The 25,564-nt window shown below is 74.0% G+C and carries 20 protein-coding genes; 8 read left to right on the forward strand and 12 right to left on the reverse strand.

Annotation, left to right across the window (positions count from 1 at the left end; all coding sequences use genetic code 11):
* Window positions 1–64: 64 nt before the first annotated feature.
* From ACI79Z_RS16885 to ACI79Z_RS16920, 8 genes are read right to left on the reverse strand one after another with little or no spacing between them, the layout of a single operon-like run.
* Complete coding sequence (locus tag ACI79Z_RS16885) at window positions 65–2,449, reverse strand: hypothetical protein (protein WP_456903303.1); 2,385 nt, start codon at window positions 2,447–2,449, stop codon at window positions 65–67.
* The gene (locus ACI79Z_RS16890; RefSeq protein ID WP_456903304.1) at window positions 2,446–3,195 is read right to left on the reverse strand and encodes an HAD family hydrolase; all 750 of its coding nucleotides are present in this window, start codon (window positions 3,193–3,195) and stop codon (window positions 2,446–2,448) included. The genes ACI79Z_RS16885 and ACI79Z_RS16890 overlap by 4 nt, the downstream gene beginning before the upstream one ends.
* Window positions 3,192–5,285, reverse strand: coding sequence for a hypothetical protein (locus tag ACI79Z_RS16895; protein WP_456903305.1), 2,094 nt, complete (start codon window positions 5,283–5,285; stop codon window positions 3,192–3,194). The genes ACI79Z_RS16890 and ACI79Z_RS16895 overlap by 4 nt, the downstream gene beginning before the upstream one ends.
* Window positions 5,276–5,866 (reverse strand): hypothetical protein, encoded by a 591-nt coding sequence (locus ACI79Z_RS16900; protein WP_456903306.1) that lies wholly within the window; start codon window positions 5,864–5,866, stop codon window positions 5,276–5,278. Before ACI79Z_RS16900 ends, ACI79Z_RS16895 begins: the two co-directional genes overlap by 10 nt.
* Window positions 5,863–6,582: a glycosyltransferase family 2 protein gene (locus tag ACI79Z_RS16905; protein ID WP_456903307.1), complete on the reverse strand. Its 720-nt coding sequence runs from the start codon at window positions 6,580–6,582 to the stop codon at window positions 5,863–5,865. The genes ACI79Z_RS16900 and ACI79Z_RS16905 overlap by 4 nt, the downstream gene beginning before the upstream one ends.
* On the reverse strand, window positions 6,575–6,997 hold the full coding sequence (locus ACI79Z_RS16910) for a GtrA family protein (RefSeq protein WP_387991432.1): 423 nt from the start codon (window positions 6,995–6,997) through the stop codon (window positions 6,575–6,577). Before ACI79Z_RS16910 ends, ACI79Z_RS16905 begins: the two co-directional genes overlap by 8 nt.
* A 37-nt stretch (window positions 6,998–7,034) precedes the next feature.
* On the reverse strand, window positions 7,035–8,717 hold the full coding sequence (locus ACI79Z_RS16915; RefSeq protein ID WP_387991429.1) for an NTP transferase domain-containing protein: 1,683 nt from the start codon (window positions 8,715–8,717) through the stop codon (window positions 7,035–7,037).
* Window positions 8,714–9,655, reverse strand: coding sequence for a class II aldolase/adducin family protein (locus ACI79Z_RS16920; RefSeq protein WP_387991427.1), 942 nt, complete (start codon window positions 9,653–9,655; stop codon window positions 8,714–8,716). The genes ACI79Z_RS16915 and ACI79Z_RS16920 overlap by 4 nt, the downstream gene beginning before the upstream one ends.
* A gap of 154 nt (window positions 9,656–9,809) precedes the next feature.
* Between ACI79Z_RS16920 and glf the strand changes: the two genes are divergently transcribed.
* Together glf and ACI79Z_RS16930 are read left to right on the forward strand one after the other, a co-directional pair.
* On the forward strand, window positions 9,810–10,997 hold the full coding sequence (glf, locus tag ACI79Z_RS16925; RefSeq protein WP_456903308.1) for a UDP-galactopyranose mutase: 1,188 nt from the start codon (window positions 9,810–9,812) through the stop codon (window positions 10,995–10,997).
* Between the two features lie 19 nt (window positions 10,998–11,016).
* Window positions 11,017–12,984, forward strand: a complete 1,968-nt coding sequence (locus tag ACI79Z_RS16930) for a glycosyltransferase (RefSeq protein WP_387991422.1) — start codon at window positions 11,017–11,019, stop codon at window positions 12,982–12,984.
* A gap of 69 nt (window positions 12,985–13,053) precedes the next feature.
* On the opposite strand, the gene glfT1 is transcribed toward ACI79Z_RS16930, so the two are convergent.
* The 4 genes from glfT1 to ACI79Z_RS16950 all read right to left on the reverse strand — a co-directional run bounded on the left by glfT1 (window position 13,054) and on the right by ACI79Z_RS16950 (window position 18,622).
* Window positions 13,054–13,962, reverse strand: coding sequence for a galactofuranosyltransferase GlfT1 (glfT1, locus tag ACI79Z_RS16935; RefSeq protein ID WP_387991419.1), 909 nt, complete (start codon window positions 13,960–13,962; stop codon window positions 13,054–13,056).
* Window positions 13,959–14,741: a galactan export ABC transporter ATP-binding subunit Wzt/RfbE gene (wzt, locus tag ACI79Z_RS16940; protein WP_456903309.1), complete on the reverse strand. Its 783-nt coding sequence runs from the start codon at window positions 14,739–14,741 to the stop codon at window positions 13,959–13,961. The genes glfT1 and wzt overlap by 4 nt, the downstream gene beginning before the upstream one ends.
* Window positions 14,738–15,571 (reverse strand): galactan export ABC transporter permease subunit Wzm/RfbD, encoded by an 834-nt coding sequence (gene wzm / locus ACI79Z_RS16945; RefSeq protein WP_387991416.1) that lies wholly within the window; start codon window positions 15,569–15,571, stop codon window positions 14,738–14,740. The genes wzt and wzm overlap by 4 nt, the downstream gene beginning before the upstream one ends.
* A gap of 96 nt (window positions 15,572–15,667) precedes the next feature.
* Window positions 15,668–18,622: an N-acetylmuramoyl-L-alanine amidase gene (locus tag ACI79Z_RS16950; protein ID WP_456903310.1), complete on the reverse strand. Its 2,955-nt coding sequence runs from the start codon at window positions 18,620–18,622 to the stop codon at window positions 15,668–15,670.
* 244 nt (window positions 18,623–18,866) lie between these two features.
* On the opposite strand from ACI79Z_RS16950, the gene ACI79Z_RS16955 reads away from it, so the two are divergent.
* From ACI79Z_RS16955 to ACI79Z_RS16980, 6 genes are all read left to right on the forward strand, one after another.
* Window positions 18,867–20,426 (forward strand): LCP family protein, encoded by a 1,560-nt coding sequence (locus ACI79Z_RS16955; RefSeq protein WP_387991410.1) that lies wholly within the window; start codon window positions 18,867–18,869, stop codon window positions 20,424–20,426.
* A 314-nt stretch (window positions 20,427–20,740) separates the two neighbouring features.
* A complete protein-coding gene (locus ACI79Z_RS16960; RefSeq protein WP_387991407.1) occupies window positions 20,741–22,939 on the forward strand; it encodes an acyltransferase family protein in 2,199 nt (732 codons plus the stop codon).
* Complete coding sequence (locus ACI79Z_RS16965; protein WP_387991405.1) at window positions 22,936–23,721, forward strand: TIGR03089 family protein; 786 nt, start codon at window positions 22,936–22,938, stop codon at window positions 23,719–23,721. Before ACI79Z_RS16960 ends, ACI79Z_RS16965 begins: the two co-directional genes overlap by 4 nt.
* 43 nt (window positions 23,722–23,764) lie before the next feature.
* On the forward strand, window positions 23,765–24,583 hold the full coding sequence (locus ACI79Z_RS16970) for a CoA transferase subunit A (RefSeq protein ID WP_456903311.1): 819 nt from the start codon (window positions 23,765–23,767) through the stop codon (window positions 24,581–24,583).
* A complete protein-coding gene (locus tag ACI79Z_RS16975; RefSeq protein WP_387991399.1) occupies window positions 24,580–25,248 on the forward strand; it encodes a CoA transferase subunit B in 669 nt (222 codons plus the stop codon). Before ACI79Z_RS16970 ends, ACI79Z_RS16975 begins: the two co-directional genes overlap by 4 nt.
* Before the next feature lie 19 nt (window positions 25,249–25,267).
* Window positions 25,268–25,564, forward strand: a 297-nt coding sequence (locus ACI79Z_RS16980; RefSeq protein ID WP_456903312.1) for a DUF1028 domain-containing protein, incomplete at its 3' end; no start/stop codon positions are given.

Here is a 25,564-nt window from a genome sequence, read left to right on the forward strand (position 1 = left end):
CGGCCCGCGGGGCCGCGGGGAGCCGCGATCGGGGCCGTCTCGGACCGGTGTGCCTGCGTCGCGGTCATCCCGCCGGGTTCCGCCTCCTCGTCAGCCGTCGCTCCAGCCCGGCGGTCGCGCCGAGACCCGCGGCGAGGGCGAGGACCGAGAGCACGGCGCCGGCGCCGACGGCGACGGTCCCGAGCCCGGCCCGGGGCCGCTCGTACGCGATCTCCAGGGTGCCCTCCCCGCCGCCGGCGGGCAGCACGACCTCGACGGCGGTGCCGTCGACGACCTCGACGTCGACCGGCTGCCCGTCGACCCGCGCCACGTAGCCCGGCCACCACGGGATCCGGGTGAACACGCGGGCGTCGTCGCCGGACCAGCTCACGCGGTAGCTCTCCTGCTCGAACCCGACGTCGATGGCCTCGACCGAGTCGACGCCGTCGCTGACCCAGGTGACCCGGCCCGGCGTGGCCTCGCGGCGCTCGTAGCGCAGCAGTCCGCGGTCCTCGCCGGTGCGCTCGTAGGAGCGGTCCAGCGCCGCGCGGATCTCGGCCGGCGCCCGCTCGTCGAGCAGGACGACGTCCTTCGACAGCGCCTCGAGCCAGGTGACGTCGGTGCCGGGGACCTGCGCGAGCAGCCGGTCGACGGGGTCGGGGCAGTCGCCCACGACGCCGACGAAGCTCGCGCACCACCGGTTCGCCCACCCGGCCTGGCCGAGCGAGGTGTAGGCGTAGCCGGGCCGGATGCCGGCGAGCAGCGCGGCGTTGCCGACGGCGGCCCCGCGCAGCGCGCCGCGGTCCTCCCCCGGCTCGCCCCACCAGAGGACGGTCGCGTTGAGCCCGACGCCCTGGCTGGCCTCCTCGAAGTCCGAGACCAGGGACGGCCAGACCGTGGTGTCGTAGATGCCGCGGGCCGGCAGCCCGGTGGGCTCGGCGCCGTGGTCGCGGGCGTCGATGCGCTGGTAGGTGATCGCCGCGCCGATGCTGGCCAGCGGCGCGGCCGCGGTGGCCACCAGGGCGAGCACCGCCAGGACGGCGCCGGCGCGCGCCCGGGCGGGGGTCCCGCCGTCCCCGGCCGGCTCGGCGTCGCGGGCGGCGCGCCGGGAGGCGAGCACCCCGGCGACGGCGAGGACGACCAGCCCCCAGAAGACGACGAAGGCGTGCCACTTCCACATGACCGGCGTGCGCGACCAGGCCAGGACGCCCTGGGCGACCAGCAGCCCGGCGGCCAGGGCCAGCCGCCGCCGGCCGAGGTCCAGCCCGCAGCGGCTGGCCAGCACGGCGACCAGCACCGGCGAGACGACCTGCAGGACGACCACGTAGCGCCACGGGTAGCGCAGGTCGAACAGCACCGTCGGGCTCTGCGTGGCCACCACCGCGACGACGCACAGCGCCACCGCCGGCAGCGCGCCCGGGGTGCGCCAGAGCCGGACGCCGTCGGGGCGGACCCGCCACCGGACCAGCGCCAGCACGGGCAGCACGAACCAGGCCAGCGCCATGACCGCCGGCTGCATCCGGTCGCCCCACCAGCCGAGCACCGACGGCGAGAGGGTCGCGCTGCCGAGGAGGACGTCGAGCAGGTTGGGGATGTGCTCGCCGGCGTTGCCGAACGCGTCGCCGGCGCCGCCGAGGCTGCGCTGGCTGAAGGGGGTGAGGGCGCTCGCGGTGAGCAGGCCCGGCGCGCCGAGCAGCGCGCCGCCGGCACCGGCGGCCAGCCGGACGACGAGGTCGCGCACGCCGCCCTCGGCGCGCGGCTGCTGCAGCCGGACCAGCGCGACGCAGGCGACCACGATCGCCGAGAAGGGCAGCGCGTACGGGTAGCCGGAGGTGATCGTCATGTAGGCGGCCACCACCGCACCGGGCACCGCCCAGCGGCTGCGGCTGGACAGCGCCCACCACAGCCACGGCATCCAGGCGGTGCCCCACCCCGAGGGCCACCAGGACGTCGCGTACCAGAGCATGAAGCCGGAGTTGACCGCGCCGAGCGCGGCCGCGGCCGCCCACACCGGGCGGGCGCCGAGGTGGGTGGCCAGGACCGTGGTGCCCAGCCCCATCACCGCGACGACCAGGATCTTCATCCCCCACGCCGCGGCGTTGAGGTCCTGCGCCGAGCCGACGACCTGGGCCAGGAGCCAGTGCACCGGGTCGAGCACGCCGTACTGGAGGTCGGCGACGAAGGCGCCGCCCGAGCCCTGGTCGGGGTCGATCAGCGGCGGCGTCCCCGGCTGCCGGCCGAACCAGGAGAAGACCGGCAGGTACTGCGCCTGCATGTCGTCGATGTAGAAGAACCGCGGCTGCCACAGCCGCACGACCAGCAGCAGGACGGCCTCGGCGGCGACGAACAGCCCCGCCGCGACCAGGCCGGCGCGTGCCGGGGAGCCGGGGCGGCGCAGGCCGGCGCCCGGGGACTCCGGCGACCCGGGCGGCGTGCCCGGCCGGTCGAGCACGGACGCCCGGGAGCTCATGCGGAGGCCTCCCGCCCGCCGGGGATCAGGTCGTGCAGGGCGTCCTCGATCTGCTCCATGCGGGACCAGGTCAGCGCGCTGGTCGGGGCGTCGCCGCGGCCGGCGAGCAGCCAGCCGGTGCCGGACTCGATGAGCTTGTCCGCCACCAGCCGGTCGATGCAGGAGACGTCGGGCACCGAGTCCCCGACGAACCAGACGTGGCTGGACTCCTGCCGGGGCAGCCGGTCGAACAGCACCCGGAACGGCTCGAGGGTGACCTTGTCGCCGGTCGCCTCCTCGGAGGTGACGACGTGGTCGACGACCTGGTCGAGCTCCAGGTGCACCAGCTTGCGGAACTGGATCTGGGCGGTCAGGTCGGTGACGATCGCGATCGGGATGTTGTTGTAGCGCAGCGAGCTGAGCAGGTCGCGGGCGCCGGGGCGCAGCTTGGCCGCCAGCAGGTACTCCCGCCAGTACTCCTGCTCCAGCGCCAGCGCGAGCGCCGGCTGGCTGCGCAGCCCCAGCATCTCGATCGCCTCGTGCCCGTAGAGCAGCCGGCTGTGCGAGCTGCCGGTGTCGCCCAGCCGCGCCTTGACCCGCTTGCGCGCGCCGTCCCAGACGTCGAGGAACGCCCGGTCCTTGACGCCCAGCTCGCGGGCGGCGAAGGCCACCACCGCCGCGGTCCCCGCCCGGTGGCAGGGCTCGTAGGGGTAGAGCGTGTCGTCGAGGTCGAAGATGACGAGCGACGGCAGGCGTGGGGTGGTCATCGGAGGGTCGACTCCAACCGGTTGCGGCGACGCTCGAGCATCGCCAGGACGAGGATCAACTGCATGAGGCCGCGGCTGCCGCCCAGCCACACCGGCTCGCTGACGAACAGCTCCTCCGGCCGGTCGAGCAGGTGGCGGGCGAGGCTGCGCACGTCCCGGGGGGTGAGCGGGGACGGCGAGACGGTGAGCTCCACCGCGCCCGGCTCGTTGAGGTACTCCAGGCGCGAGGGGACGCCGCCCACGGAGATCAGTGCCCGGCTCAGCCGCTCGGCGAACGCCAGGCCGCGCAGCCGGGCGACCACGCGCAGGGACAGCGGGGCGTCCAGCGGCTGGTCCTCCGGCGGCAGGCACCGCTCGGACTCCAGCCGCAGGACGACGTCGGCCAGCGGGCGCTGCGGGAGGATGTAGCGGTCGCGGTCGGGCTCGCGCCGGTCGATCGAGGCCTGCACCGAGGTCAGCGCGTGCCCGCGCTCACCGACGTCGCGCTCGATCTTCAGCCGGCGCCGCAGCGGCTCGTCCATGTCGGTGAAGACCGTGAGGTCCACCTTGGCCCGGACGTCGCCGCTGGTCAGCGCGTGCAGCCCGCTGACCACCACGAGCTCGCGGTGGGCGATCGGGCGCTGCTTGGTGAACCGGCCGCGGGCGTGGTCGTAGTGGCGGCACCACACCTCCTCGCCGGCCAGCAGCCGGAAGGTGTCCCGGGTGAGCCGGGGCAGGTCGTTGGCCGCCGGGTCCAGGTGGGTGGTGACGTTCCACAGCGGCGCGTGCCGCTCGTACAGGTGGTAGTCGTCGCCCATGAGGAACGACGTCGCCTGCTCGCCGAAGACGTCGGACAGCGAGATGCACAGCGTGTCCTTGCCGGTGCCGCTGTCGCCGGCGACCGCCATCGACAGCGGGGCCCGGGAGAGCCGGTAGACGTCGTACTGCTGCAGCGCCCCGCGCAGCACCATCGCCAGGGCGATGGCACCGGCGACGACGGCCGTGGTGGCCAGCAGGTCGAACAGCCAGGCCGGCAGGTCGAAGGCGGTGCGGTCGACGTCCCGGAAGGTCATCCCGAGCGCCGGCGCGTCCCACCGCGGCGCCGCGCCGCTGGCCGACACCGCCTGCGACGCGGTGACCGCGACCCAGAAGCAGAAGACGGCGGCGCGCACCCGCGGGCCGGTGCCGGCGGCGATGACGGCCAGGAAGGGCACCGACCACAGGAACCAGCCCGGCGAGGCCGGGGTGAGCAGCGCGACCGCGGCCAGGGCGACCGCGGTCACGGTGAAGACCAGGTCGGGGTTGGCCCGCCGGAACCGCCACAGCACCGCCAGCAGCGCGGCGTAGACCACCGGCAGCAGCACCAGCTGCAGCCCGGGCCCGAGGGTGATGACGTAGTCGACGGCGGCGCCGAAGGTCGGCGTCCCCAGGACCATCTCCCGGTAGCCGCCGGAGACCGCCGGCAGGAAGAGCAGCACCAGGCCGGGCAGCAGCCCGGTCAGGTACGGGACGAGGGCGGCCCGGTAGCGGCTGTTGCGCAGCAGGAACAGCAGCGCGAACGGCACGATCAGCACCGAGCTGGCCTTGACCGCGACCGCGAGGCCCGCGGCCACGCCGGCGGCGGACCACTGCCGGCGGCGGAAGGCCAGCACGGAGGCGAACATCAGCAGCGTCGGCACCAGGTCCAGCTGGCCGTGCACGTACGCGGCGTAGACGAGGATCGGCGAGACGGCGGCGAGCACGACCGCGCGGCCGGGGCGGGAGCCGCCGGTCCGCAGCAGCAGCCAGGTGATCAGCAGGTCGGCGACCAGGACGCCGACCGCCATGCCCAGCTGCACCGCCCACGGCACCGGCAGCCACGAGGTCAGCAGCCCGAAGAAGCCGAACCAGACGAGCATGAGCGGCCCGTACGGGAAGGCCTGCTCGACGCCGCCGTCGGCCAGCCACTCCGACCACGGGGTGAACGAGGGCTGGTCGAGGAAGTGCTCGACGAAGGGCGCGAACCAGGCCCGCTGCACCGCCGGCACCAGCACGGCCAGCAGCGCGACGCGCACCGCGAACCCCGCGGCGAGCAGCAGCTTCTGCCGGGGGCCCAGTTCCCTCAGGCCCACAGTGCGGGCCTCTTCGTGCAGACGGCGTCGAGCTCGAGGCCGGCCTCGGCCAGCGCGCGGCGGATGCCCGCCACCTCCGGCTCGGGGTCGCGGGCCTGCAGCTCGGGGCTGACCACCATCACCCGGTACCCGGTGCCGGCCAGCGCGGCGAGGTCCTCGCGCGGGGGCAGGGCGCCGGTGAAGGAGTCCAGCCACACCCACTGGGCGCGCGGCTGCAGCGCCAGCACGGTGTGCACCGACTCGTACTCCGAGATGCGCGCCATGCAGCGGCTCTCGCCGCGGCGCAGCGTGCGCACCATGAAGGGGAAGGACTGGTCGAGGTAGGTCCACTCCTCGACGCCGCGGGCGGCCAGCGCGGCCTCGACCCGCTCCTCGAGGCCCTCCTCCTTGACGTTGGCCACGAGGAAGGCGTGCGCGTAGGCGTCGAGCCACTCGTCGAGGTCCACGCCCGGGTCGAACGGCTCGTGGGTGACGACGAGCCGGTCGCCGTAGGACCGGATGTCCATCTCGATGCCCAGCTCGCGCGGGGTGTCGGCCAGCTCGGCCGGCAGGTTCCGCCGGTGGGCCACGACGAGGGTCACAGCTGCTTCCTCAGCGCCAGGCTGAAGTCGACCGTGCGCTTGATGAACTTCCGCTTGGCGGCGAGGTCGACGTTCCAGGACGAGGTGCCGAAGCGCCGGGGCGCGAAGACCACCGGCACCCGGCGGATGTCGAAGCCCCGCTCGGCGGCGGTGTACATGGCGAACAGGTCCAGCGAGAAGTCCTTGGGCGGGGTGCCCCACTGGTCGAGCAGCTGGCGGGAGAACATCGTCGGCTGGGCGTTGATGTCGGTGAGCCGGCGGCGCAGCAGCACGGTCTCGAAGACGCTCATGCCCGCGGTGAACACCCGGTCGGCGACGGGCCGGCCGTAGCGGCGGCCCTTGACCAGCACCGGGCCCGCGGCGCCCTCCATCGCGGCGACGGCGCGCAGCGCGTCGGCGGGGTCGGTCTGCAGGTCGGCGTGGGTCCAGCCGACGATCGGCGCGCGCGCCACCGCCAGTCCGGACGTGATCCCCCAGCCGTAGCCCTCGTTGGGGTCGACCCGGATCGACCGGACCCGGTCGTCGGCGGGGTCGAGCAGCCGGGCGAGCACCTCGGGGGTGTCGTCGGTGCTGCCGTTGTCGACCAGGATCACCTCGCCGTCACCGGCCTCGGCGGTGAAGCGGGCGCGCAGCACGAGCTCGGGCAGCGAGCGGGCCTCGTTGTAGCAGGGGACGACGAGGCTGAAGGCGGGCGTGGGCCGGGTCGGCTCAGCCATGCGGGGAGGCCACCTCTCGGGGCTCGGGGCCGCGCACGGGCGACCGGAAGACGAAGCGGGCCATGCCCACGAAGTTCCACGCGGCCGACAGGCCCGTGGCCACCAGGAAGCCGACGGCGACCTGCCAGGTCCGGCCGTCGTCGAGGACGGCCAGGACCAGGGCGTTGGCACCGACGTTGATCCCCAGGGCGCACAGGTAGACCACCACGAACGCCACCAGCGACCAGCGGTGCGACTGCCCGCGGAAGGTGAACCGCCAGTTCGCGACGTAGGCGAACACCGCGCCGGCGATGAAGCCCAGCGCCTTGGCCCAGCCGTGCCCGACCCCGCCCCACAGCAGCAGCTGGTAGACGACGGCGTCGATGAGCACGGTGGTGCCACCGACCAGCACGAAGCGTGCCAGCGAACCCCTCACGACCGGTTCCCCCCTCCGGCGACGGTCACGGGACCGGTCAGGTCCACGTCCGGCCGCTCGCGGCCGGGACGAAGGCACGGAAGGCGCGGTCGAGGTCCGCGCGCGCCGTCGGCGGGACCATCGGGTCGGCCGCCAGCGCGTACGGGTGGTGCACCCACTTGTGGAAGCAGCTCTGCCAGTAGCGGAAGGTCTCGTACTCGTCGGGCGTGCCCAGCGAGACGAAGCTGTCCAGCAGCAGCGCGACCACCGGGCGGCCGGCGGCGGTGAACCGCCGCACCAGGCTGTCGAGGTAGTACTCGCCGTTGACCGTCTCGTCGCTGGCCAGCAGCTCCTCGACGTCGGCCACCGCGCCCCGGGTGGTCGGGAACGTGAACGTCCCGATGATCACGCCGGCGGTGGCCGGGTCGTCCGGGGCCTCCTTGAGCCAGGTCCGCTGCACCCGGCCGACCTGCTCACCGGCCTGCTCCCAGGTCACCCAGCCGTACTGCTGGGGCCGGCGGCGGGCCAGCCGGTAGCCGGGGGCGACCCACACGACCAGGCCGTCCTCGCCGGCCGCGGCCAGGGCGGCGTCGAGCGCGCCCGGCGCCGGGCGGGGCACCGCGTCGCACGCGGTGACGGTGACCGGCTGCTCGGCGGCGCCGTCGAGCAGCGGGCGCAGGCCCTGGAGGGCGGAGTCGGCCTGCCCGCGGGACAGCTTCTCCAGCTCCACGACCTCCGCGCCCTGGGCGCGGGCCAGGCGGGCGACCTCGCCGCCGTCGCCCAGGTCGGCGCGGGTGACCACGACCGACCGGGAGCCGGGGACGGCGAGCAGCGCGTGCTCGAGCAGGGTCCGCCCGGCGACGTCGAGCAGCGGCTTGGGCCGGTCGTAGCCGAGGTCGGCGAAGCGCCTGCCGGCGCCGCTGGCGAGCACCACGCGGGCGGCGCCCGGCTGCGGCGCGGCCGGGCCGCGGGTCCAGTGCGCGAGGGCCGTCGACCACTCGCGGTACTCCTCGAGGTCCTGCGGGGTGCCCCACTGCATGAAGTGCTGCAGCTCGTACACGCCGATGGTCAGGCCCATGTCGAGGACGCTCTTGTAGGTCAGGCTCAGGTAGTACTCGCCGTTGAGGTCGTAGCCGTGCTCGACCTGGTGGGCCAGGGCGTCGAGCAGCACCTGGCCGCTGGCGAACCCGTAGGTGCCCGAGGAGGCGAACTCCTTCGCCGGGTCGTCGGTCCAGGGCTTCTTCTCCTGGATGTCGACGACCCACTCGCCCTCGAGCCTCGGGTAGGCGTAGGACGTCGAGTGCAGCATGTGCGGGTGGAAGCCGCGGTAGGCCGGGATGGCCCCGCCGGTCACCACGCCCGAGGACAGGTAGTCGGCGAAGTCGTCGGCGTCCCAGTAGCAGGTGAAGTCGCAGTAGTTGACGACGACCGGCTTGTCCCGGGCGATGTGCTCGGCGGCCTCCAGCACGGCGTGGCCGGGGCCGAGCTTGTGCGCCGCCACCTCGACGACCTTCCCGTTCGGCCGGCGCTCGAGCAGGCGCTCGCGCAGCCGCAGCCGGGGGTCGGCCAGGTGGTCGGCGTTGCAGATGAACACGACGTCGTCCCACCCGGGGAACATGTCGACGACGTGGTCGATGACCGTCTCGCCGTCCAGCTCGATCAGCGCCTTGGGCCGGTCGTAGCCGGCGGCGGTGAACCGCGAGCTGATCCCCGTCATGGGGATCACCAGCTGCGGGGTCACCGCTCCATCCCGCGTCGCCACTTCTCGGCCTCCCAGTCCACGAGGTCCGCGACCTCGTCGTCGTCCAGATAGCGCACGGGGGCCGACGGGTCGGCGTGCCGCGCCATCGCCACCAGTCCCCGGCCGATCTCCCGGGCGTCCGCCGAGAGGGGTCCGTCCACGACGACGCCCCCGTCGGGCGTCACCACGAGCGGGCTGCCCTGCCCCGGCGCGGTCCCGAAGGGCCGGCTGCCCAGGAACACCGCCGAGTCGGGCGTGAGCACGCCCCCGGTCAGCAGCCGGGTGGCGTCCGCATCGAGTGTCCCCGCCGGGGCCAGTGTCGTCTCGTCGTCGCCGGCGACCGGCCGGTCGTCGCGGCGGAGCGCGGCCTCGGCCCGGTCCACGAGCTCCCGGGCGCGGTCGGCCGTGGGGGCCGCGGTCAGCAGGCCGTGGTTGCCGAGGAGGAACACCGTCTCCTCGGTGGGCCCGGCGGCCTCCTGGGCGGCGAGGACCGCGCGCGCCAGGGCGATGCCGGGCTTGGCGTAGGGCACCCAGCCGACCGGCGCGACCTCGCGCAGCCGGTCGAGCACGGCGTCCGGCCGGCGCTGGGCCGCGGCCGCGACGGCGCCCACGGAGTGCACGTGGAAGACGAAGCGGTGCGGCAGCAGCACGTGCAGGGCGGTCTCGATGGAGGGGCGGGAGGCCCGCTCGTCGGCCAGCTCGACGACGACGTGCCGCAGGTCCTCGACCTGCAGGACGTCCACGCGGGCGCGGGGGCCGTCGACGCCGACGAAGATCGGGCGCTCCAGCGCCTCGGCCAGCTTCGTCCCGGAGGCCTTGACCCAGACCAGGTCGCCGTCCTTGCCGCTGAGGTTGCCGCCGGCCCCCTGGACCAGGCGCAGGTCGTCACCGATGGCGGCGGCGTGCCGGTTCAACTCGGCAAGCGTCTCGCTCGTCACGTGGCGGCAACCTACCCGACCGGGTGTCACCCCCCGGTGACCCACGGGACTCGGCGGCACCCTCGGGGCGGCTGTGACGAACGGGACGGGTCCGTACCAGGAATCGGCCGCGGCGGCGGGAGCCGGGGGCACCGCGACGGTATCGTCGCGAGTCGTGACCTCAGCGAGACCTGACCTCGTCGTCGTCGGTTCCGGCTTCTTCGGACTGACCGTCGCGGAGCGGGTGGCCAGCCAGCTGGACAAGCGCGTGCTCGTCCTCGACCGACGCGACCACATCGGTGGGAACGCCTACTCCGAGCCCGAGCCCGAGACCGGCATCGAGATCCACCGGTACGGCGCCCACCTGTTCCACACGTCCAACGAGCGGGTCTGGCGGTACGTCAACCAGTTCACCGAGTTCACCGGCTACCAGCACAAGGTCTACTCCATCTACCAGGGGAAGACCTACTCGCTGCCGATCAACCTGGCCACGATCTGCCAGTACTTCGAGCGCAGCTACTCCCCCTCCGAGGCCCGTGCGCTGGTGGCCGAGCAGGCCGGTGAGATCGACACCGCCGACGCGCAGAACCTCGAGGAGAAGGCGGTCTCCCTGATCGGCCGCCCGCTCTACGAGGCGTTCATCCGCGGCTACACCAAGAAGCAGTGGCAGACCGACCCCACCGAGCTGCCGGCCGCGGTCATCGCGCGCCTCCCCGTGCGCTACACGTTCGACAACCGGTACTTCAACGACACGTACGAGGGCCTGCCGAAGGACGGCTACACCGCGTGGCTGCAGAAGATGGCCGACCACCCGAACATCGAGGTGCGGCTGTCCACGGACTGGTTCGACGTCCGGGACGAGCTGCCCGCCGACGTGCCGACGGTCTTCACCGGCCCGATCGACAAGTACTTCGGCTACGAGGCCGGTGAGCTGGGCTGGCGCACGCTGGACTTCGAGACCGAGGTCCTGCCGATCGGCGACTTCCAGGGCACCTCGGTGATGAACTACGCCGACGAGGACGTGCCCTTCACCCGGATCCACGAGTTCCGGCACTTCCACCCCGAGCGGGACTACCCGGCCGACAAGACGGTCGTCGTCCGCGAGTACTCGCGCTTCGCCGAGACCGGCGACGAGCCGTACTACCCGATCAACACGCCCGAGGACCGCGCCAAGCTCGAGCGCTACCGCGAGCTGGCCAAGAAGGAGGCCGCCGAGAAGCGTGTGCTCTTCGGTGGCCGGCTGGGCACCTACAAGTACCTGGACATGCACATGGCGATCGGGTCGGCGCTGAGCATGTTCGACAACCGCATCCGCCCCTTCTTCGACGAGGGTGGCTCGCTCGACGGCCGCCTCGACGACTGAGCCGAGGACTGATCCCTCCATGACGACGACCGCACCCCAGGTCGCTGACGCGCCGGTCAAGCCGGACACCGTCAGCGAGCCGGCGGACACCGAGCTCACCCCGGACAAGGCCGTCACGCTGGTCCAGCGGGTCCTCATGCCGCGACCGGCCGACCCGCTGAAGGTCCGCAGCCTCTACCTCGACGAGGAGAACTCCCCGGTGCGCGTCCGGCAGGACGGGCGCCACTCCGGCACCATCGTCGCCGGCGCCGAGGTCTCCTTCGCCACCTACTTCAACGCCTTCCCGGCCAGCTACTGGCGCCGGTGGAGCGTGCTGGACTCGGTGGTGCTGCGGGTGACCGTGTCGGGCACGTGCCGCATCGACGTCCACCGCTCCAAGGCCGACGGCGAGTCGATGCACGTCACCGGCGTCTCGCACGTGGGCGACGACGAGCGCACCGTCGAGCTCGAGCTGGACCTCGCGCCGTTCATCGACGGCGGCTGGTACTGGTTCGACGTCACCGCCGAGAGCGACACGGTGGTCCGCGAGGCCGGCTGGTACGCCCCGCAGGCGCCGGCCGAGGAGCCGCGCCTGGCGATCGGCATCTGCACCTACAACCGCCCGGTCGACGCGCTGGCCGCCGCCCGCGCGCTGGTCGAGGACCCCGCGGTGCTCGAGCGCCTGTCGCTGGTGACCATCGCCGACCAGGGCAACAACCACGTCAAGGACGCCGCCGGCTACGCCGAGGTGAAGGCCGCCCTGGGCGACCGGCTGCACGTGGTCGAGCAGCCCAACCTCGGCGGCAGCGGCGGGTTCGCCCGCACGATGCACGAGGCGTTCACCCGCAGCGACGCCACGCACGTGGTGCTGCTCGACGACGACATCATGATCGAGCCCGACAGCATCCTGCGGGCCCGCGCCTTCGCCGCCTACGCCAAGAGCCCGATGCTGGTCGGTGGCCAGATGCTGGCGCTGCAGAACCGCTCGGTGCTGCACAGCATGGGCGAGATCGTCGACCGCGAGACGTTCTTCTGGACCAACGCGCCGAACACCGAGTACCACCACGACTTCGGCAAGGAGACGCTGCGCGAGTCGCCGGACCTGCACCGGCGCATCGACGTCGACTACAACGGCTGGTGGATGTGCCTCATCCCCCGTGCCGTCACGGAGAAGATCGGCATGCCGCTGCCGGTGTTCATCAAGTGGGACGACGCCGAGTACGGCCTGCGGGCCTTCGCCGCCGGCTTCCCGACCGCGTCGCTGCCCGGCACCGCCATCTGGCACCTGTCCTGGGGCGACAAGGACGACGCCAGCGACTGGCAGGCGTACTTCCACATCCGCAACCGGCTGATCGCCGCGGCGCTGCACTCGCCGCACAAGCACGGCGGCAAGCTGTTCCGCGAGATGCTCAAGGCCGACCTGCGGTTCCTCATCAACCTGCAGTACTCCACGGTCGAGCTGCACCACCGGGCCTACCGCGACTTCCTCGCCGGCCCGGAGGCGCTGTTCAGCAGCATGCCGCAGTCGGTGGTCACCGCCCGCGAGGTGCGGGCCACCCACGCCGACGGCAAGGTGCTGCCGTCGTCGGCGGACCTGCCGCTGCCCTCGATGCCGACGGCGAAGGCGGTGCGCTTCCGCCGGATCCCGGTCAACCCGCTGCAGATCGGCAAGACGCTGGTCAAGGCGCTGGTGCACAACGCCCGGCCGGTGGACCCCGAGAACATGGACACCCCGCAGCTGAACCTCGCGTTCCAGGACGCGCAGTGGTTCTTGTTGTCCCGGCTCGACAGCGCGACCGTGGGCACCGCCGACGGCCGCGGGGTCACCTTCCGGCGCCGCGACCCGGCGACCTTCCGCCGGCTGGCGGCGACGTCGGTGCAGCTGCTGCGCCGCATGTCCGCCGACTTCCCGGAGCTGCAGCGCCGCTACCAGGCCGCGGCCGGCGAGCTGACCTCCATGGACCGCTGGACCGAGGCGTTCGAGGAGTGGGGCTACCAGCGGGTGTAGCCCGCGCCTGCACGAGGAAGGGCCCCGACCGGATCCCCGGTCGGGGCCCTTCTCGCGTGAGGGCGGGCGTCAGGGGCGGGTGAAGCGCTCCCGGCGGCCGGCGCGGGTCAGCCGCAGCCACTCCCGCCAGCCGGCGCGGTCGCGGCGGGACACCAGGAAGAACCAGCCGAAGCGCACGGTCTCCAGCGGGCGCAGCCAGCGCATGCCCGGCTGGGCCATGAGGTAGCCGCGGTTGCGGTAGGTGAAGTACCGCTTGACCTCGTTCGCCGGGTACTGCGCCGACAGCCGCCCGCCGAGGATGGGGGCGAACTCCGTCGTCCCCTCCGGGTGCAGGTAGGCCGCCTGCGGGCAGGTGCCGAAGGGCAGGCCCGCGCGCAGCAGCCGCCGGTGGATCTCGGTCTCGTCGCCGCGGAAGAACAGCCGGTAGTCCGGGACGCCGACGACGTCGAGGGCCTCGGCGCGGAACAGCGCCCCGTTGAACAGCGAGGCGTAGGACGGCAGCAGGTCCAGGCCGGCGAAGTCGCTGCGCCGCCGCCGCCAGCGAAGCCCACGGCGCAGCGGGAAGGCGAGCCGGTCCGGGTCGGCCATGTCGGTGACCAGCGGGCTGACCTCGGCCAGGCCGTGCCGCTGCGCGGCGTCCAGGAGGGTGGCGAGCACGGTCGCGTCGGCGGGCCGGCCGTCGTCGTCGGCGCACCAGACCCAGTCCGCGCCGAGCGCGAGGGCGTGCAGCATGCCGTAGGCGAAGCCGCCGGCGCCGCCGAGGTTGCGCCGGCTGGGCAGGTGGGTGGCCGGCAGCCCGCTGGCCGCGACGACGTCGGCGGCCGACTGGTCGGGCCCGTTGTCGACGACGACGACGTGGTCGACGCGGCGGGTCTGGGACGCCAGCGCGGCCAGGCTCTCGACGAGCAGCTCCCGCCGGTGCCGGGTGACGACGACGGCGACGACGCACTCCCCCGCGGCCGGGACCGCGGCGCTCACGCCGGCAGGCCCTTGTAGGCCCGCAGCACCTCGTCGAGGTCGCCCTGCTGCTTGATCCGGCCGTGCTCCATCCAGATGGCGGTGTCGCAGAGCTCGCGCAGGAACTCGTCGGAGTGGGAGGCGAACACCAGCAGGCCCGAGCGCTCGACGAGCTCGACCAGCCGCTGCTTGGACTTCTCGAGGAAGGCGGCGTCGACGGCGCCGATGCCCTCGTCGAGCAGCAGGATCTCGGGGTCGATGCTGGTGACGACGCCGAGGGCCAGCCGCACCCGCATGCCGGTGGAGTAGGTGCGCAGCGGCATGTGCAGGAAGTCGCCGAGCTCGGTGAAGTCGGCGATGTCGTCGACCCGCTCCTGCATCTGCTTCCGGCTCATCCCGAGGAACAGCCCGCGGATCATGATGTTCTCGAGGCCGGAGATCTCCGGGTCCATGCCGACACCGAGGTCGAACACCGGCGCGACGCGGCCGCGCACCTCGGCGTGGCCGCGGGTCGGCTCGTAGATGCCCGACAGCAGCCGCAGCAGCGTGGACTTGCCCGCGCCGTTGTGCCCGACCAGGCCCACCCGGGCGCCGTGCTCGAGGGTGAGGGTGATGTCCCGCAGGGCCTCGATGACCGGCACCTTGGCGCCGCTGTCGATGTTGCCCCCGACCAGGCCCATGACGGTCTTCTTCAGCGACCGGCTCTTGGCGTCGAAGATGGGGAAGTCGACGCACGCGTCCTTGGTCGTGATCCCGATCGGGCCGTCGGTGCCGGCCCCGTTGACGTCGTTCACGCTCACACCCAGTAGGAGACGCGGGACCGGTAGCGGCGCAGCACGAACATCGTGAAGGCCCAGCCGGCCACCGTGATGGCGAGGACGACCACCCAGTACCGCAGCTCCTGGTCCTGGCCCAGGAGGGGTCGCCGGATGATCTCCACGAAGTGCAGGAAGGGGTTGAACTCGGCCAGCCGCGCCCGCTCGGCGATGGCGGGGTTCGGGCTGTTGACCAGCTCGTCGTAGATCCACACGATCGGCGTCAGGAAGAACGCCAGCTGCACGACGCTCTGCGTGATCGGCAGGATGTCGCGGAACCGCGCGGTGATGACGCCGACGGCGAGGGAGACCCAGGCGCCGTTCAGGGCGAGCAGCACGAAGGCCGGGACGACGGCGACGGCCGTCCACCTCAGCGGCTGCGGGAACACCAGCAGCATGACCAGGTAGACGATCATGTTGTGGGCGAAGAACAGCGTCTGCCGCCACACCAGGCGGTAGACGTGCACCGACAGCGGCGCGGGCAGGTGCTTGATCAGGCCCTCGTTGGCGATGAAGACCTCGGAGCCCTCGTTGATGCACCCGCTGACGAAGTTCCAGACGATGAACCCGACGAGGACGTGCGGCAGGAACCGCGACAGCTCGATGTCGAACAGCCCCGAGTAGAGGATCCCGAGCGCCACGGCGGTGACCGCCATGCTGATGGTGATCCAGATCGGGCCGAGGACCGAGCGGCGGTACCGCTGGCGGATGTCCTGCCAGCCGAGGTGCCCCCAGAGCGTCCGCTGCTCCCAGCCGCGCCTGAGGTCCGCGACGGCTGCGGCGAGCGTCCGTCCGGCCGGTTGTGCGAGTGCCACGGCGGTCCACGCTACCTGCGCGCGGCGGACCGGCCCTGGTACGGACCGGTCCGCCGGGACGGCGGGGTCGGGTGGGACCGCTGTGCCGGATGGGGGTCAGCGGTAGGCGACCGTCGTCTGGCCGGTGGCGCGGTCGTGGGTGATCGAGCCGCCCTGGAAGTCGGTGCGCCAGCCGGTGGGCGTGGGGATCGAGCCCGACACCGGGTAGCCCAGCCGGGAGTGCTCCCAGCCCAGCTGCACCCACCGCTGGTGCACCGGGCCGACGATCTCGTGGGTGCCGGTGGCGGGTGACCAGTACACGGCTCCCCCGCTGAACAGCGTGTAGCGCCCGTCGCCGTCGCGGGTCGGCAGCTGCTCGCCGGTCGGCACGCCGAGCACGCCGCCCTCCGCGCCGAGCGCCGCCCACAGCCGGGCGGTCTCGCCGGGCAGCACCCGGGTGCCCGACGCCGTCCGCACGATCGCGCCGCCCTCGAAGGTCTGCACCTGCTGGACGGCGGTGCCGCCCGCCAGCCGCCGCGGGTCCGACGTCGGGTAGCCGAGGGGGCCGTGCTCCCAGCCCTGCCCGATCCAGCGGAGGTACACGTCGCCGGTGAGCACGTGCACCCCGGTGCGGGAGGCGTAGATCGCGCCGTGCTCGAACTGCTGCCACGTCGCGTCGCCCCCGCCGGTGGGCAGGACGTCGCTGGTGGGCAGGCCGAGCGGGCCGGCGTCCGCGCCGCCGGCGTTCCAGGCCACCCGGATCGGGCCGGCGACGACGTGCACCCCGGCCTCGCGGCTGGCGTAGACCGCGCCGCCCTGGAAGGCCGTGAACCGGCCGACGCCACCGGGCGCGGGCAGGTCGTCCGAGGTCGGGTAGCCCAGCGGCCCCGCCTCGTACCCCTGCGCCGCCCAGCGCCGGTGGACGTCACCGACGAGGAAGTGGGTCCCGGCCGGGGACGCGTAGAGGGCACCGTTCTCGAACGCCTGCCAGGTGGCGTCCCGCCCGGCGGTGGGCAGGGCGTCCGCGGTCGGCCAGCCCAGCGGACCCTCCTCCGCGCCGGACGCCGCGTAGGCCGTGGCCAGGGTCCCCAGCAGGACGCGGACGCCGTGCGCCGGGGTGGCGTAGACCGAGCCGCCCTGGAACACCGAGAAGGCCCCGTCCCCACCGGCGGTGGGGGCGGTGTCGGTGGCCGGGTAGCCGAGCGGGCTGCCCTCCCAGCCGAGCTCGACCCAGCGGGCGTGCACGTCGCCGGTCAGCAGGTGGACGCCGGCCGGTGAGTCGTAGACCGCGCCGTGCTCGAACAGCTGGTAGGTCGCGTCGCCCCTGCTGGTCGGGAACGGGTCGCCGGTCGGGTAGCCCAGGGGCCCGTGCTCGTGGCCGGAGGCGGCCCAGGCCGTGAGGATGCGGCCCTGGACGATGCGCACGCCGTTGCGCGGCGTCTCGTAGAGGGCTCCGCCCTGGAAGCCGGTCCACCGGGCGTCGCCGTCACGGGTCGGGAGGGTGTCGGTGGTCGGGTAGCCGAGGGAGCCGTGTTCCCAGCCCAGCTCGACCCAGCGCCGGTGGATCGCGCCCAGCACGAACCGCGGGCCGGTGGCCGGCGAGGAGTACATGGCGCCGTTCTGGAAGAGGTTGTAGCGCCCGTCGCCCCCGCCGGTCGGGAGGGTGTCGGAGGTCGGGTAGCCCAGCGGGCTGCGTTCCCAGCCGAGCTGCGCCCAGCGGGTGTAGAGGTCGCCGAGGACGAACCGGGCCCCGGTCGGCGCCGACCAGTACATGGCGCCGTTGACGAAGAAGCGGTACCGGCCCTCCCCGCCGACGGTCGGCCACTCCGCCGTCGTGGCCGGGCCCAGCGCGGCGCGCGCGCCGGGGTCGGAGTCGTACCGGTCGGTGACGGGGGTCTGCGCCCCGGCGAGCAGCCGGGCCGCCTTCTCGCGGATCTCGCCGAGGCGGGCGTAGCCGTACCGGCCCGGGCAGGCGGTGGCCCCGACGTCCCGGTGCCCGAAGACCGTGGGCAGGGTCACCCGCACCCCGGCGGCGTAGCGCGAGGTCCCGCCCCCGCTGGAGGTGAGCGTCGTGGTGCCGCGCGGGTCGATGCGGAACAGCGAGAACTTCCACGCGATGATCGCGGACACGGAGTCGACCACGACCTGCGGCGTCGCGGCGACGTCGAAGTTCCCGAGCATCGAGACGCCGAAGGTGCTGGTGTTGAACCCGCCGGCGTGGGCGCCCATGACCGTCGACGCCAGGCCGCCGTAGCGGCCCTCCCAGCGCCGGCCGAACCGGTCGACGATGACGTTGTAGCCGATGTCGCCCCAGCCGAGGCTCACCGTGTGGTAGCGGTAGATCGACCGCATGATCGCCGGCACCTGGTCGGCGGAGTAGCCGTTGGCGTCGGCGGTGTGGTGCAGGGTCGCGGCCTTGAGCGTGCTCGCGTACTGCGGCCGCCAGGTGCGGATCCGCTCGTCGGCGCCCCACTGTGCCCGGGAGTAGACGTCGGGCATCGCCATCGCGGCCTCGGCGGTGTCCTGGATGTCGGGAGCGCCCGGCGAGTCGTCGGCGTCGCTGGTCCCGGGGTCGACCAGGTCCAGCCGGACGTCGGCCGGCTGCGCCCCCGCCCGCGTCACCAGCTCCACCTGCACGCCGGTGCTCGGGCCGGTCCACAGCGGGGCGGTGCCCTGACGGGCCCCGGCGCCGCTACCGGGCTCGGCGTCCTCGCGGCCGACCTCGGTCCAGCCGCCCCAGTCCCCGTCCTCGTCCTGCACGCGGACCTGCACGAGCGTGTCGGTGACCGCGGGGTCGGCCCGCCAGGTGACGCCGACCAGCGAGAACTCCGCGACGTCGGTCTCGGTCAGGGTCAGCGTGGGCGCGCTGCCGGGGACGCCGGCCACCGGGTCCGTGGTGCCCTGCTGCACCTCGGCCCCGCCCTCCGGCGCGCTCACCGAGCCCAGCTCCAGCTGCTCGGTCGAGGTCTCGACGGGGACCGGCTCGGGCCCCGGGGCGGCGTAGACCGGCAGCACGAGGACCGTGCCGGTCAGGGCGACGAACGCGACGGAGCCGGCGAGCAGTCGGCGCACCGAGATGCCTCCTCTGGTCCTCGGACCGGGACACCGGTCCGGTCCTGGAGGTTCGTCACCGAGGAGCCGGTTGTTGAGCCGGGCCGCTCCGGCGCACCCGGGACCGGTGTGACGGCCGTGCCGGGTGGGGTCGCGCGCGACCAGACGGGCAGCAGGTGCGCGACGGGCACCCGCGACCCGGGACGGAGCGTTCCCCCGTGTCGCGCGACCACCGGCCGCTCCACCCGCCCCTAACCTCGGTCGGGTGAGCCGAGACCGCAACGAGCAGGGTGGAGCCCCGGGACGCCCGATCCCGGCGCGGCTCGACCCGCGCGCCGGCCGTCCCTCGCGCCCCCGCGGCCGGGGTGCCGGCGAGACCGCGGGGCGCCGTGCCGACCGCGGGACCGCCGCGCCGCGCCGCCGCCGGGGCGCCGGTGTCGCCCGCGGCGTGGCCGCCGTCCTGTCGGTGGTCCTGCTCGGCGCGAGCGGCTGGGGCTGGTACCTGGGCCGGGTCGCCGAGGCGACGGTCAACCGCACCGACGCGATCCCGACCGCCGGCAACTCCGACGCCGGGGACGCCACCGAGGCGATGAACCTGCTGCTGGTCGGCAACGACAGCCGCGCCGACCTGACTCCCGACCAGCTCGCCGAGCTCAACGCCGGCGAGGACTCCGGGATCAACACCGACACGATGATCCTGGTGCACGTCCCCGCCGACGGGTCCCGCGCGTCGTTCGTCTCGTTCCCGCGCGACTCCTACGTCGAGATCCCTGGCTACGGGATGGACAAGCTCAACGCCGCCTACGCCTACGGCTACGCCGAGGTCGACGACGCCGCGCCCGAGGCCGACCGGCAGGCCGGCGGCGCCCAGCTGCTGGTCCAGACGATCAGCCAGCTCACCGGCCTGCAGATCGACCACTACGCCGAGGTCGACCTGCTCGGCTTCTTCAACCTCACCAGCGTCGTCGGCGGCGTGGACGTCAACCTCTGCGAGGCCGTGGACGACTCCGCCTACTCCGGCGCGGTCTTCCCGGCCGGGCAGCAGACCATCTCCGGCGCGGACGCGTTGAAGTTCGTCCGGCAGCGGCACGGGCTCCCCCGCGGCGACCTGGACCGCATCGTCCGCCAGCAGGTGTTCATCGGCGGCGTGCTCCGCAAGATGCTGTCCGAGGACGTCCTGCTGGACCTGGGCAAGCAGCGCGAGCTGATCCAGGCGGCGTCGGAGTCGCTGACCATCGACCAGGACCTCGACCTGCTCGACCTCGCCCAGCAGATGCAGTCGGTGACCGCCGGCAGCATCGAGTTCCAGACGATCCCGATCGTCGGCGACGACCGGGACGAGCAGGGCCGGTCGATCCTGCGGCTGGCCGACGAGGACGAGTTGCACGACTTCTTCGCCGAGTTGTCCGCCGAGCCCGAGGCGGCCGCCCCTGAGGCCCCCGCGGCGCCGGTCACCGTGGCGCCCGCGGACGTGTCGGTCGCGGTCTACAACGGCTCGGGCACCCCGGGCCTGGCCGCGGAGGCGGCGTCCTCGCTCGAGACCGTCGGCTTCACGGTCACCAGCACCGGCAACGCCGACAGCACCGACTACGAGCAGACGACGATCCGGCACGCCGCCGGCGACGAGGCGCTGGCCGCCACCCTCGCCGGGCAGATCCCCGGCGCCGTCCCCGAGGTCGCCGACGACGCCACGTCCGGCACCGTCCAGCTCGTCCTGGGCTCGGACTTCAACGGCATCGGCCAGGCGACCACCCCGCCGACGGCGTCGCCGAGCGCCCCCGTCGAGCCGGCGCGCACCGCGGCCGACACCAGCTGCATCTACTGAGGGAGGACCCTCCTGCCCCCCACCGTGGACGGCCCCCTGCAGGGCCACCCGCGACGGCACCAGGTCCCCCACCGCGTCCGCGCGGTGGGGGCCTCGTCGTTCCCGGACCGGGCGCAGGCGGGCCGCGGACACGCCCGTGACGGGTGGTGCGACAGGGGCCGGGAACAGACCCGTCCGTCACGGTCGTCAGTTCTTGCCATCCCTGGACGTCTCGGAACCGTTACACACTTGGCCTGCACTTCCGCGCGGTCCGGTCGAGGGGCCGCGGTGTGACCCGCGGGCCGGGCAGGGCCGCGCGGCCGAGATGGGGGACGATGAGCGCGACGCTGGACCACACCGGCAGGGCCGGTGTGGAGGACACGACCGTCCTCGCACAGCCGACGCCGCCCGTCCCGCGGCCGCGGGGCCCCCAGCCGCCCGCCCGTCCCGCCGAGCGCGGCGTGCGCGTCGAGATCCAGGGCCTGCGCGCGCTCGCCATGGCCCTCGTGGTGCTCTACCACGTCACCCCGCTGCGCGTGCCCGGCGGCTACGTGGGCGTCGACGTCTTCTTCGTCGTCTCCGGTTTCCTCATCTCCGGCCACCTGCTGCGCGAGGTGGAGCGCACCGGCCGCATCCGGCTCGGCCGGTTCTGGGCCCGCCGCGCCCGCCGCCTGCTGCCGGCGGCGCTGCTGGTCCTGCTCACCAGCGCCGTCGTCACGTTCCTGTTCGTGCCGACGACGCTGTGGGCCCAGTTCCTCCGCGAGATCGGCGGCTCGGCGCTCTACGTCGAGAACTGGTTGCTGGCCGGCGACGCGGTGAACTACCTGGCCGCGGCCAACGTCGCCTCCCCCGCCCAGCACTACTGGTCGCTGTCGACGGAGGAGCAGTTCTACCTCGTCTGGCCGCTGCTCGTGCTCGCGGCGGTGTGGCTGGCCGCCCGGCTCTCCCGCGGCCGCCGCGCCGTGCTGGCCGCCGTCCTGGGAACGGTCACGGTCGCCTCGTTCGGCTACTCCCTCTGGGCCACCACCCACTCGGTCTCCTACGCCTACTTCGCCACCCCGGCCCGCGCCTGGGAGTTCGGCGCCGGTGCCCTGCTGGCCCTGCTGTCCACCACCACCGGCCGCGACGGGCTGCGCCGCCTGGTCTCCTGGGCCGGCTTCGGCGCCATCGCCTACGCGGCGTTCGGCTACTCGCACGACACGCCGTTCCCCGGCACCGCCGCCCTGCTGCCGGTGCTCGGCACCGTCGCGGTCATCTGGGCCGGCTCGCCGCGCGGCGACTGGAGCCCCACCCGGATCGCCGAGTTCGGCCCGGTCCGCTTCCTCGGCGACGTCTCCTACTCCGCCTACCTCTGGCACTGGCCGCTGGTCGTGCTGCTCCCCTTCGTCCTCGGCCACCCGCTCGGCACGGTGTCCAAGATCGGCATCGTCGCCGCCACCGTGGCCGCCGCCTGGCTGACCAAGGTCCTCGTCGAGGACCCGGTGCGCACCAACCGGTTCCTGGACCGGCGCGGGTCGGGCACCACCTACCTGCTCACCGCCGTGGCGACCGGCGCCCTCGTGGCGACGACGGCGTCCGGGTCCTGGCACCTGCAGTCCCAGGTCGACGGCGCCCGCGCCGCCTCGGTCGCGCTCGCCGGCACGCCCTGCTTCGGCGCCCCGGCCATGGACCCGGCCAACGGCTGCTCCGACGTGCACGCCGTCACCGACACGGTCAACCCGCTGTTCGCCAAGGACGACCTGTCGGCGGGGATGTTCTGCCTCACCAACGACACCTCCACCGAGGTCGCGCCCTGCCGGCACGAGGTGACGGGGGCGACGAGCGAGGTGGCCCTCATCGGCGACTCGCACGCCGCGTCCTGGTGGGAGGCGGTGCAGGGCCTGGCCGACGACCAGGGCGTCGACGCCTCGCTCTACGTCCACTCCGGCTGCCCGGCGCTGGCCACCGCCTCGTTCACCGGGCCGAACATGAACCCGGCCCAGCCGGCCGCCTGCGCGGAGTGGGGCCGCGACGTCATCGCGACCGTCGCCGCCGACCCGGCGGTCACCACCGTGTTCACCAGCTACCGCTCCGACGTCTACAAGTTCGTCGGGCCGGAGGGCCGGCTGCTCAACCAGTGGCCCGCCGAGGTCGTGCAGGACGCGCTGCGGCCGCTGGTCGACGCGGGTAAGCAGGTGGTCGTGCTGCGCGCCGTGCCCACCACCAACGGGGTCTCCCCCGACGGCGTGCTGGGCAACCAGGAGGTGCCCGTGCCCGACTGCCTGGCCACCACCGACGCCGGGACCGACCCGTGCGCCGGCCCGCGCGACCTGCGCGTCACCCCGGACTCCATCGCCGACGGCGTGCAGGACCTGCCCGGCGCCTCGGTCGTCGACCTCACCGACTCCTTCTGCGACGCCGACACGTGCCACGCGGTCGTCGGCGGGGCGGTCGTCTACTGGGACGGCAGCCACCTGACCAGCACCTTCTCCCGGTCGCTGGCCCCGGCGCTGACCGAGGCCTGGCTGGACCTGCAGGACGGCCGGGACCGGTGACCCCCGCCGACCTGCTCGCCGGAGCGCTGCGGCGCGGTGCCGCCGCGCCGCTGGTCACCGCCTACGACGACGCGACCGGCGAGCGGGTCGAGCTGTCCGGCACCACCCTCGCGAACTGGGTGGCGAAGACGGCGAACCTGCTGCAGGACGAGTTCGACGTCGGCCCGGGCAGCACCGTCGCCGTCGCGCTGCCGGTGCACTGGCAGACCGCCGCGGTGCTGCTCGGCGTGTGGAGCTGCGGCGCGGCCGTGCTCGACACCGCCGTCGAGGACGACGGCGGGCTCGACGCCGCCGACGTCGTCCTCGCCGCCCAGGACCGGCTGGCGGCGCTGGAGGAGCAGGAGCCGCCCGAGCTGCTCGGCCTCTCGCTGCACCCCCTGGGCCTGGGCATGACCGGCTACGCCGGCCCCGCGCGCGACTTCGCCCTCGAGGTGCGCGCGCACGGCGACTCCTTCACCCCCTACGTGCCCCCGGACCCGGCTTCCCCCGGCCTGCTGGCCGGCGGGCTGGAGCTCACCCTCGGCGGGCTGGCCGAGGCCGCCACCGCGCTCGCCGGCCGGCTCGGCGTCGCGGCCGGCGACCGGGTGCTCGTCGACGACGCCACCGCGGCCGAGGCCGGGCCGGTCGCCTGGCTGCTCGCACCGCTGGCCGCCGGCGCCTCGATCGTGCTGTGCCGCAACGCCGACCCCGCCGCCCTGGGCGGCCGGGCGGAGGCCGAACGGGTCACCGCTACGCTCGGCCTCCGGATCGAGGGCGTCCGCGAGCTGGGCAGGCCCGCCTGAGGGGGCGGGTGCCCGCCGCGCCGGAGGAGACGGTGGTCGACTGATGGACAAGGTCGTGGCGAGCGCCCGGGAGGCGGTGTCCGACGTCGGCGACGGCGCGGTGCTCGCCGTCGGCGGGTTCGGGCTCTGCGGGGTGCCGGTGGCGCTGATCGACGCGCTGCTCGAGCAGGGCACCAGGGACCTGACGACGATCTCCAACAACTGCGGCGTCGACGACCAGGCGCTGGGCGTGCTGCTCTACGCCGGCCGGATCCGCCGCACCATCAGCTCGTTCGTCGGCGGCAACAAGGAGCTCGCCCGGCTGTACCTCTCCGGCGAGCTGGAGGTCGAGCTCACCCCGCAGGGCACGCTGGCCGAGCGGCTGCGCGCCGGTGGCGCCGGCATCCCCGCCTTCTACACCCCCACCGGCGTGGGCACGATGGTCGCCGACGGCGGCATCCCGGTGCGCTACGACGCCGAGGGCGACGTCGTCGAGACCAGCGCGCCGAAGGAGACCCGGGTCTTCGACGGCACCGAGTACGTGCTGGAGACCGCGCTGACCGCCGACTACGCCCTGGTCCGGGCCTCGGTCGGCGACCGGCACGGCAACCTCGTCTTCCACGAGTCGGCGATGAACTTCAACCCGCTGGCCGGCATGGCCGGGCGGATCACGATCGCCGAGGTCGAGGAGCTCGTCGAGCCCGGCGAGATCCGCCCCGAGCACGTGCACCTGCCCGGGGTCTTCGTCGACCGGGTGGTCCTCGTCGGCGCCGAGGGCAAGAGGATCGAGAAGCGCACCACCCGCCCACGGCCCACCACGGGCACGGAGCCCGCCCCGCCGGCCGCTGCCGGCGAGGAAGCCACGGAGGAGCAGGCCCAGTGACCCTGACCCGCGACGAGCTCGCCGCCCGGGTGGCGCTCGAGCTCGAGGACGGCGCCTACGTCAACCTCGGCATCGGCATGCCGACCCTGGTGCCCAACTTCGTCCCCGACGGCGTGCACGTCGTGCTGCACTCGGAGAACGGCATCCTCGGCGTCGGCCCGTACCCGTACGACGGCGAGGAGGACCCCGACCTGATCAACGCCGGCAAGGAGACCGTCACGGTCCTGCCGGGCGCCAGCTTCTTCGACTCGGCGACCAGCTTCGCGATGATCCGCGGCAAGCACCTGGACCTCGCCATCCTCGGCGCCATGCAGGTCAACCCCCGCGGCGACCTCGCCAACTGGCTGATCCCCGGGAAGATGGTCAACGGCATGGGCGGCGCGATGGACCTCGTCCACGGCGCCAAGCGCGTGATCATCATGATGGAGCACGTGGCCCGCGACGGGTCCCCGAAGCTGGTCGAGGAGTGCTCGCTGCCCCTGACCGGCAAGGGCTGCGTCGACCGGGTGGTCACCGACCTCGCCGTCGTCGACGTCACGCCCGAGGGCTTCGTGCTGCGCGAGGTCGCGCCCGGCGTGTCGGTCGACGAGGTGGTCGAGAAGACCGGCGCCCCGCTGGGCGTGCCGGGCGACGTCCCCACCATGGCGCTGCCGGCCGCGGTCTGAGCGCGGCACCGCTCCCCCGGTGACGTTCTCGGTCGTCGCCCGCGACCCGGTCACCGGGGACATGGGCATCGCCGTCTCCTCCTGCATCCTCGCCGTCGGCCGGGCGGTGCCCAGCGCCCGGCCCGGGGTGGGCGTCGTCGCGGTGCAGGCGCGCAGCCCGCGCGGCACCGGTCACGTGCTGCTGTCCGGGCTCGCCGAGGGGACCGCGCCGTCGGTGCTGGTGCGCCGCGCGGCGCACGCCGCCGAGCACCAGCACCGGCAGATCGCCGTCCTCGCCCCCTCCTCCGCGGTCGCCGCCGCCACCGCGCGGGGCTCG

The organism is Geodermatophilus sp. SYSU D00663, assembly GCF_054050655.1.

Excerpts from the sequence above, each read along its gene's own strand:
- ACI79Z_RS16970 (WP_456903311.1), top strand. The coding sequence starts at position 23,765 with ATGGACAAGGTCGTGGCGAGCGCCCGGGAGGCGGTGTCCGACGTCGGC.
- ACI79Z_RS16960 (WP_387991407.1), top strand. The coding sequence starts at position 20,741 with ATGAGCGCGACGCTGGACCACACCGGCAGGGCCGGTGTGGAGGACACG.
- ACI79Z_RS16905 (WP_456903307.1), bottom strand. The coding sequence starts at position 6,582 with ATGGCTGAGCCGACCCGGCCCACGCCCGCCTTCAGCCTCGTCGTCCCC.
- ACI79Z_RS16885 (WP_456903303.1), bottom strand. The coding sequence starts at position 2,449 with ATGAGCTCCCGGGCGTCCGTGCTCGACCGGCCGGGCACGCCGCCCGGG.
- ACI79Z_RS16930 (WP_387991422.1), top strand. The coding sequence starts at position 11,017 with ATGACGACGACCGCACCCCAGGTCGCTGACGCGCCGGTCAAGCCGGAC.
- ACI79Z_RS16890 (WP_456903304.1), bottom strand. The coding sequence starts at position 3,195 with ATGACCACCCCACGCCTGCCGTCGCTCGTCATCTTCGACCTCGACGAC.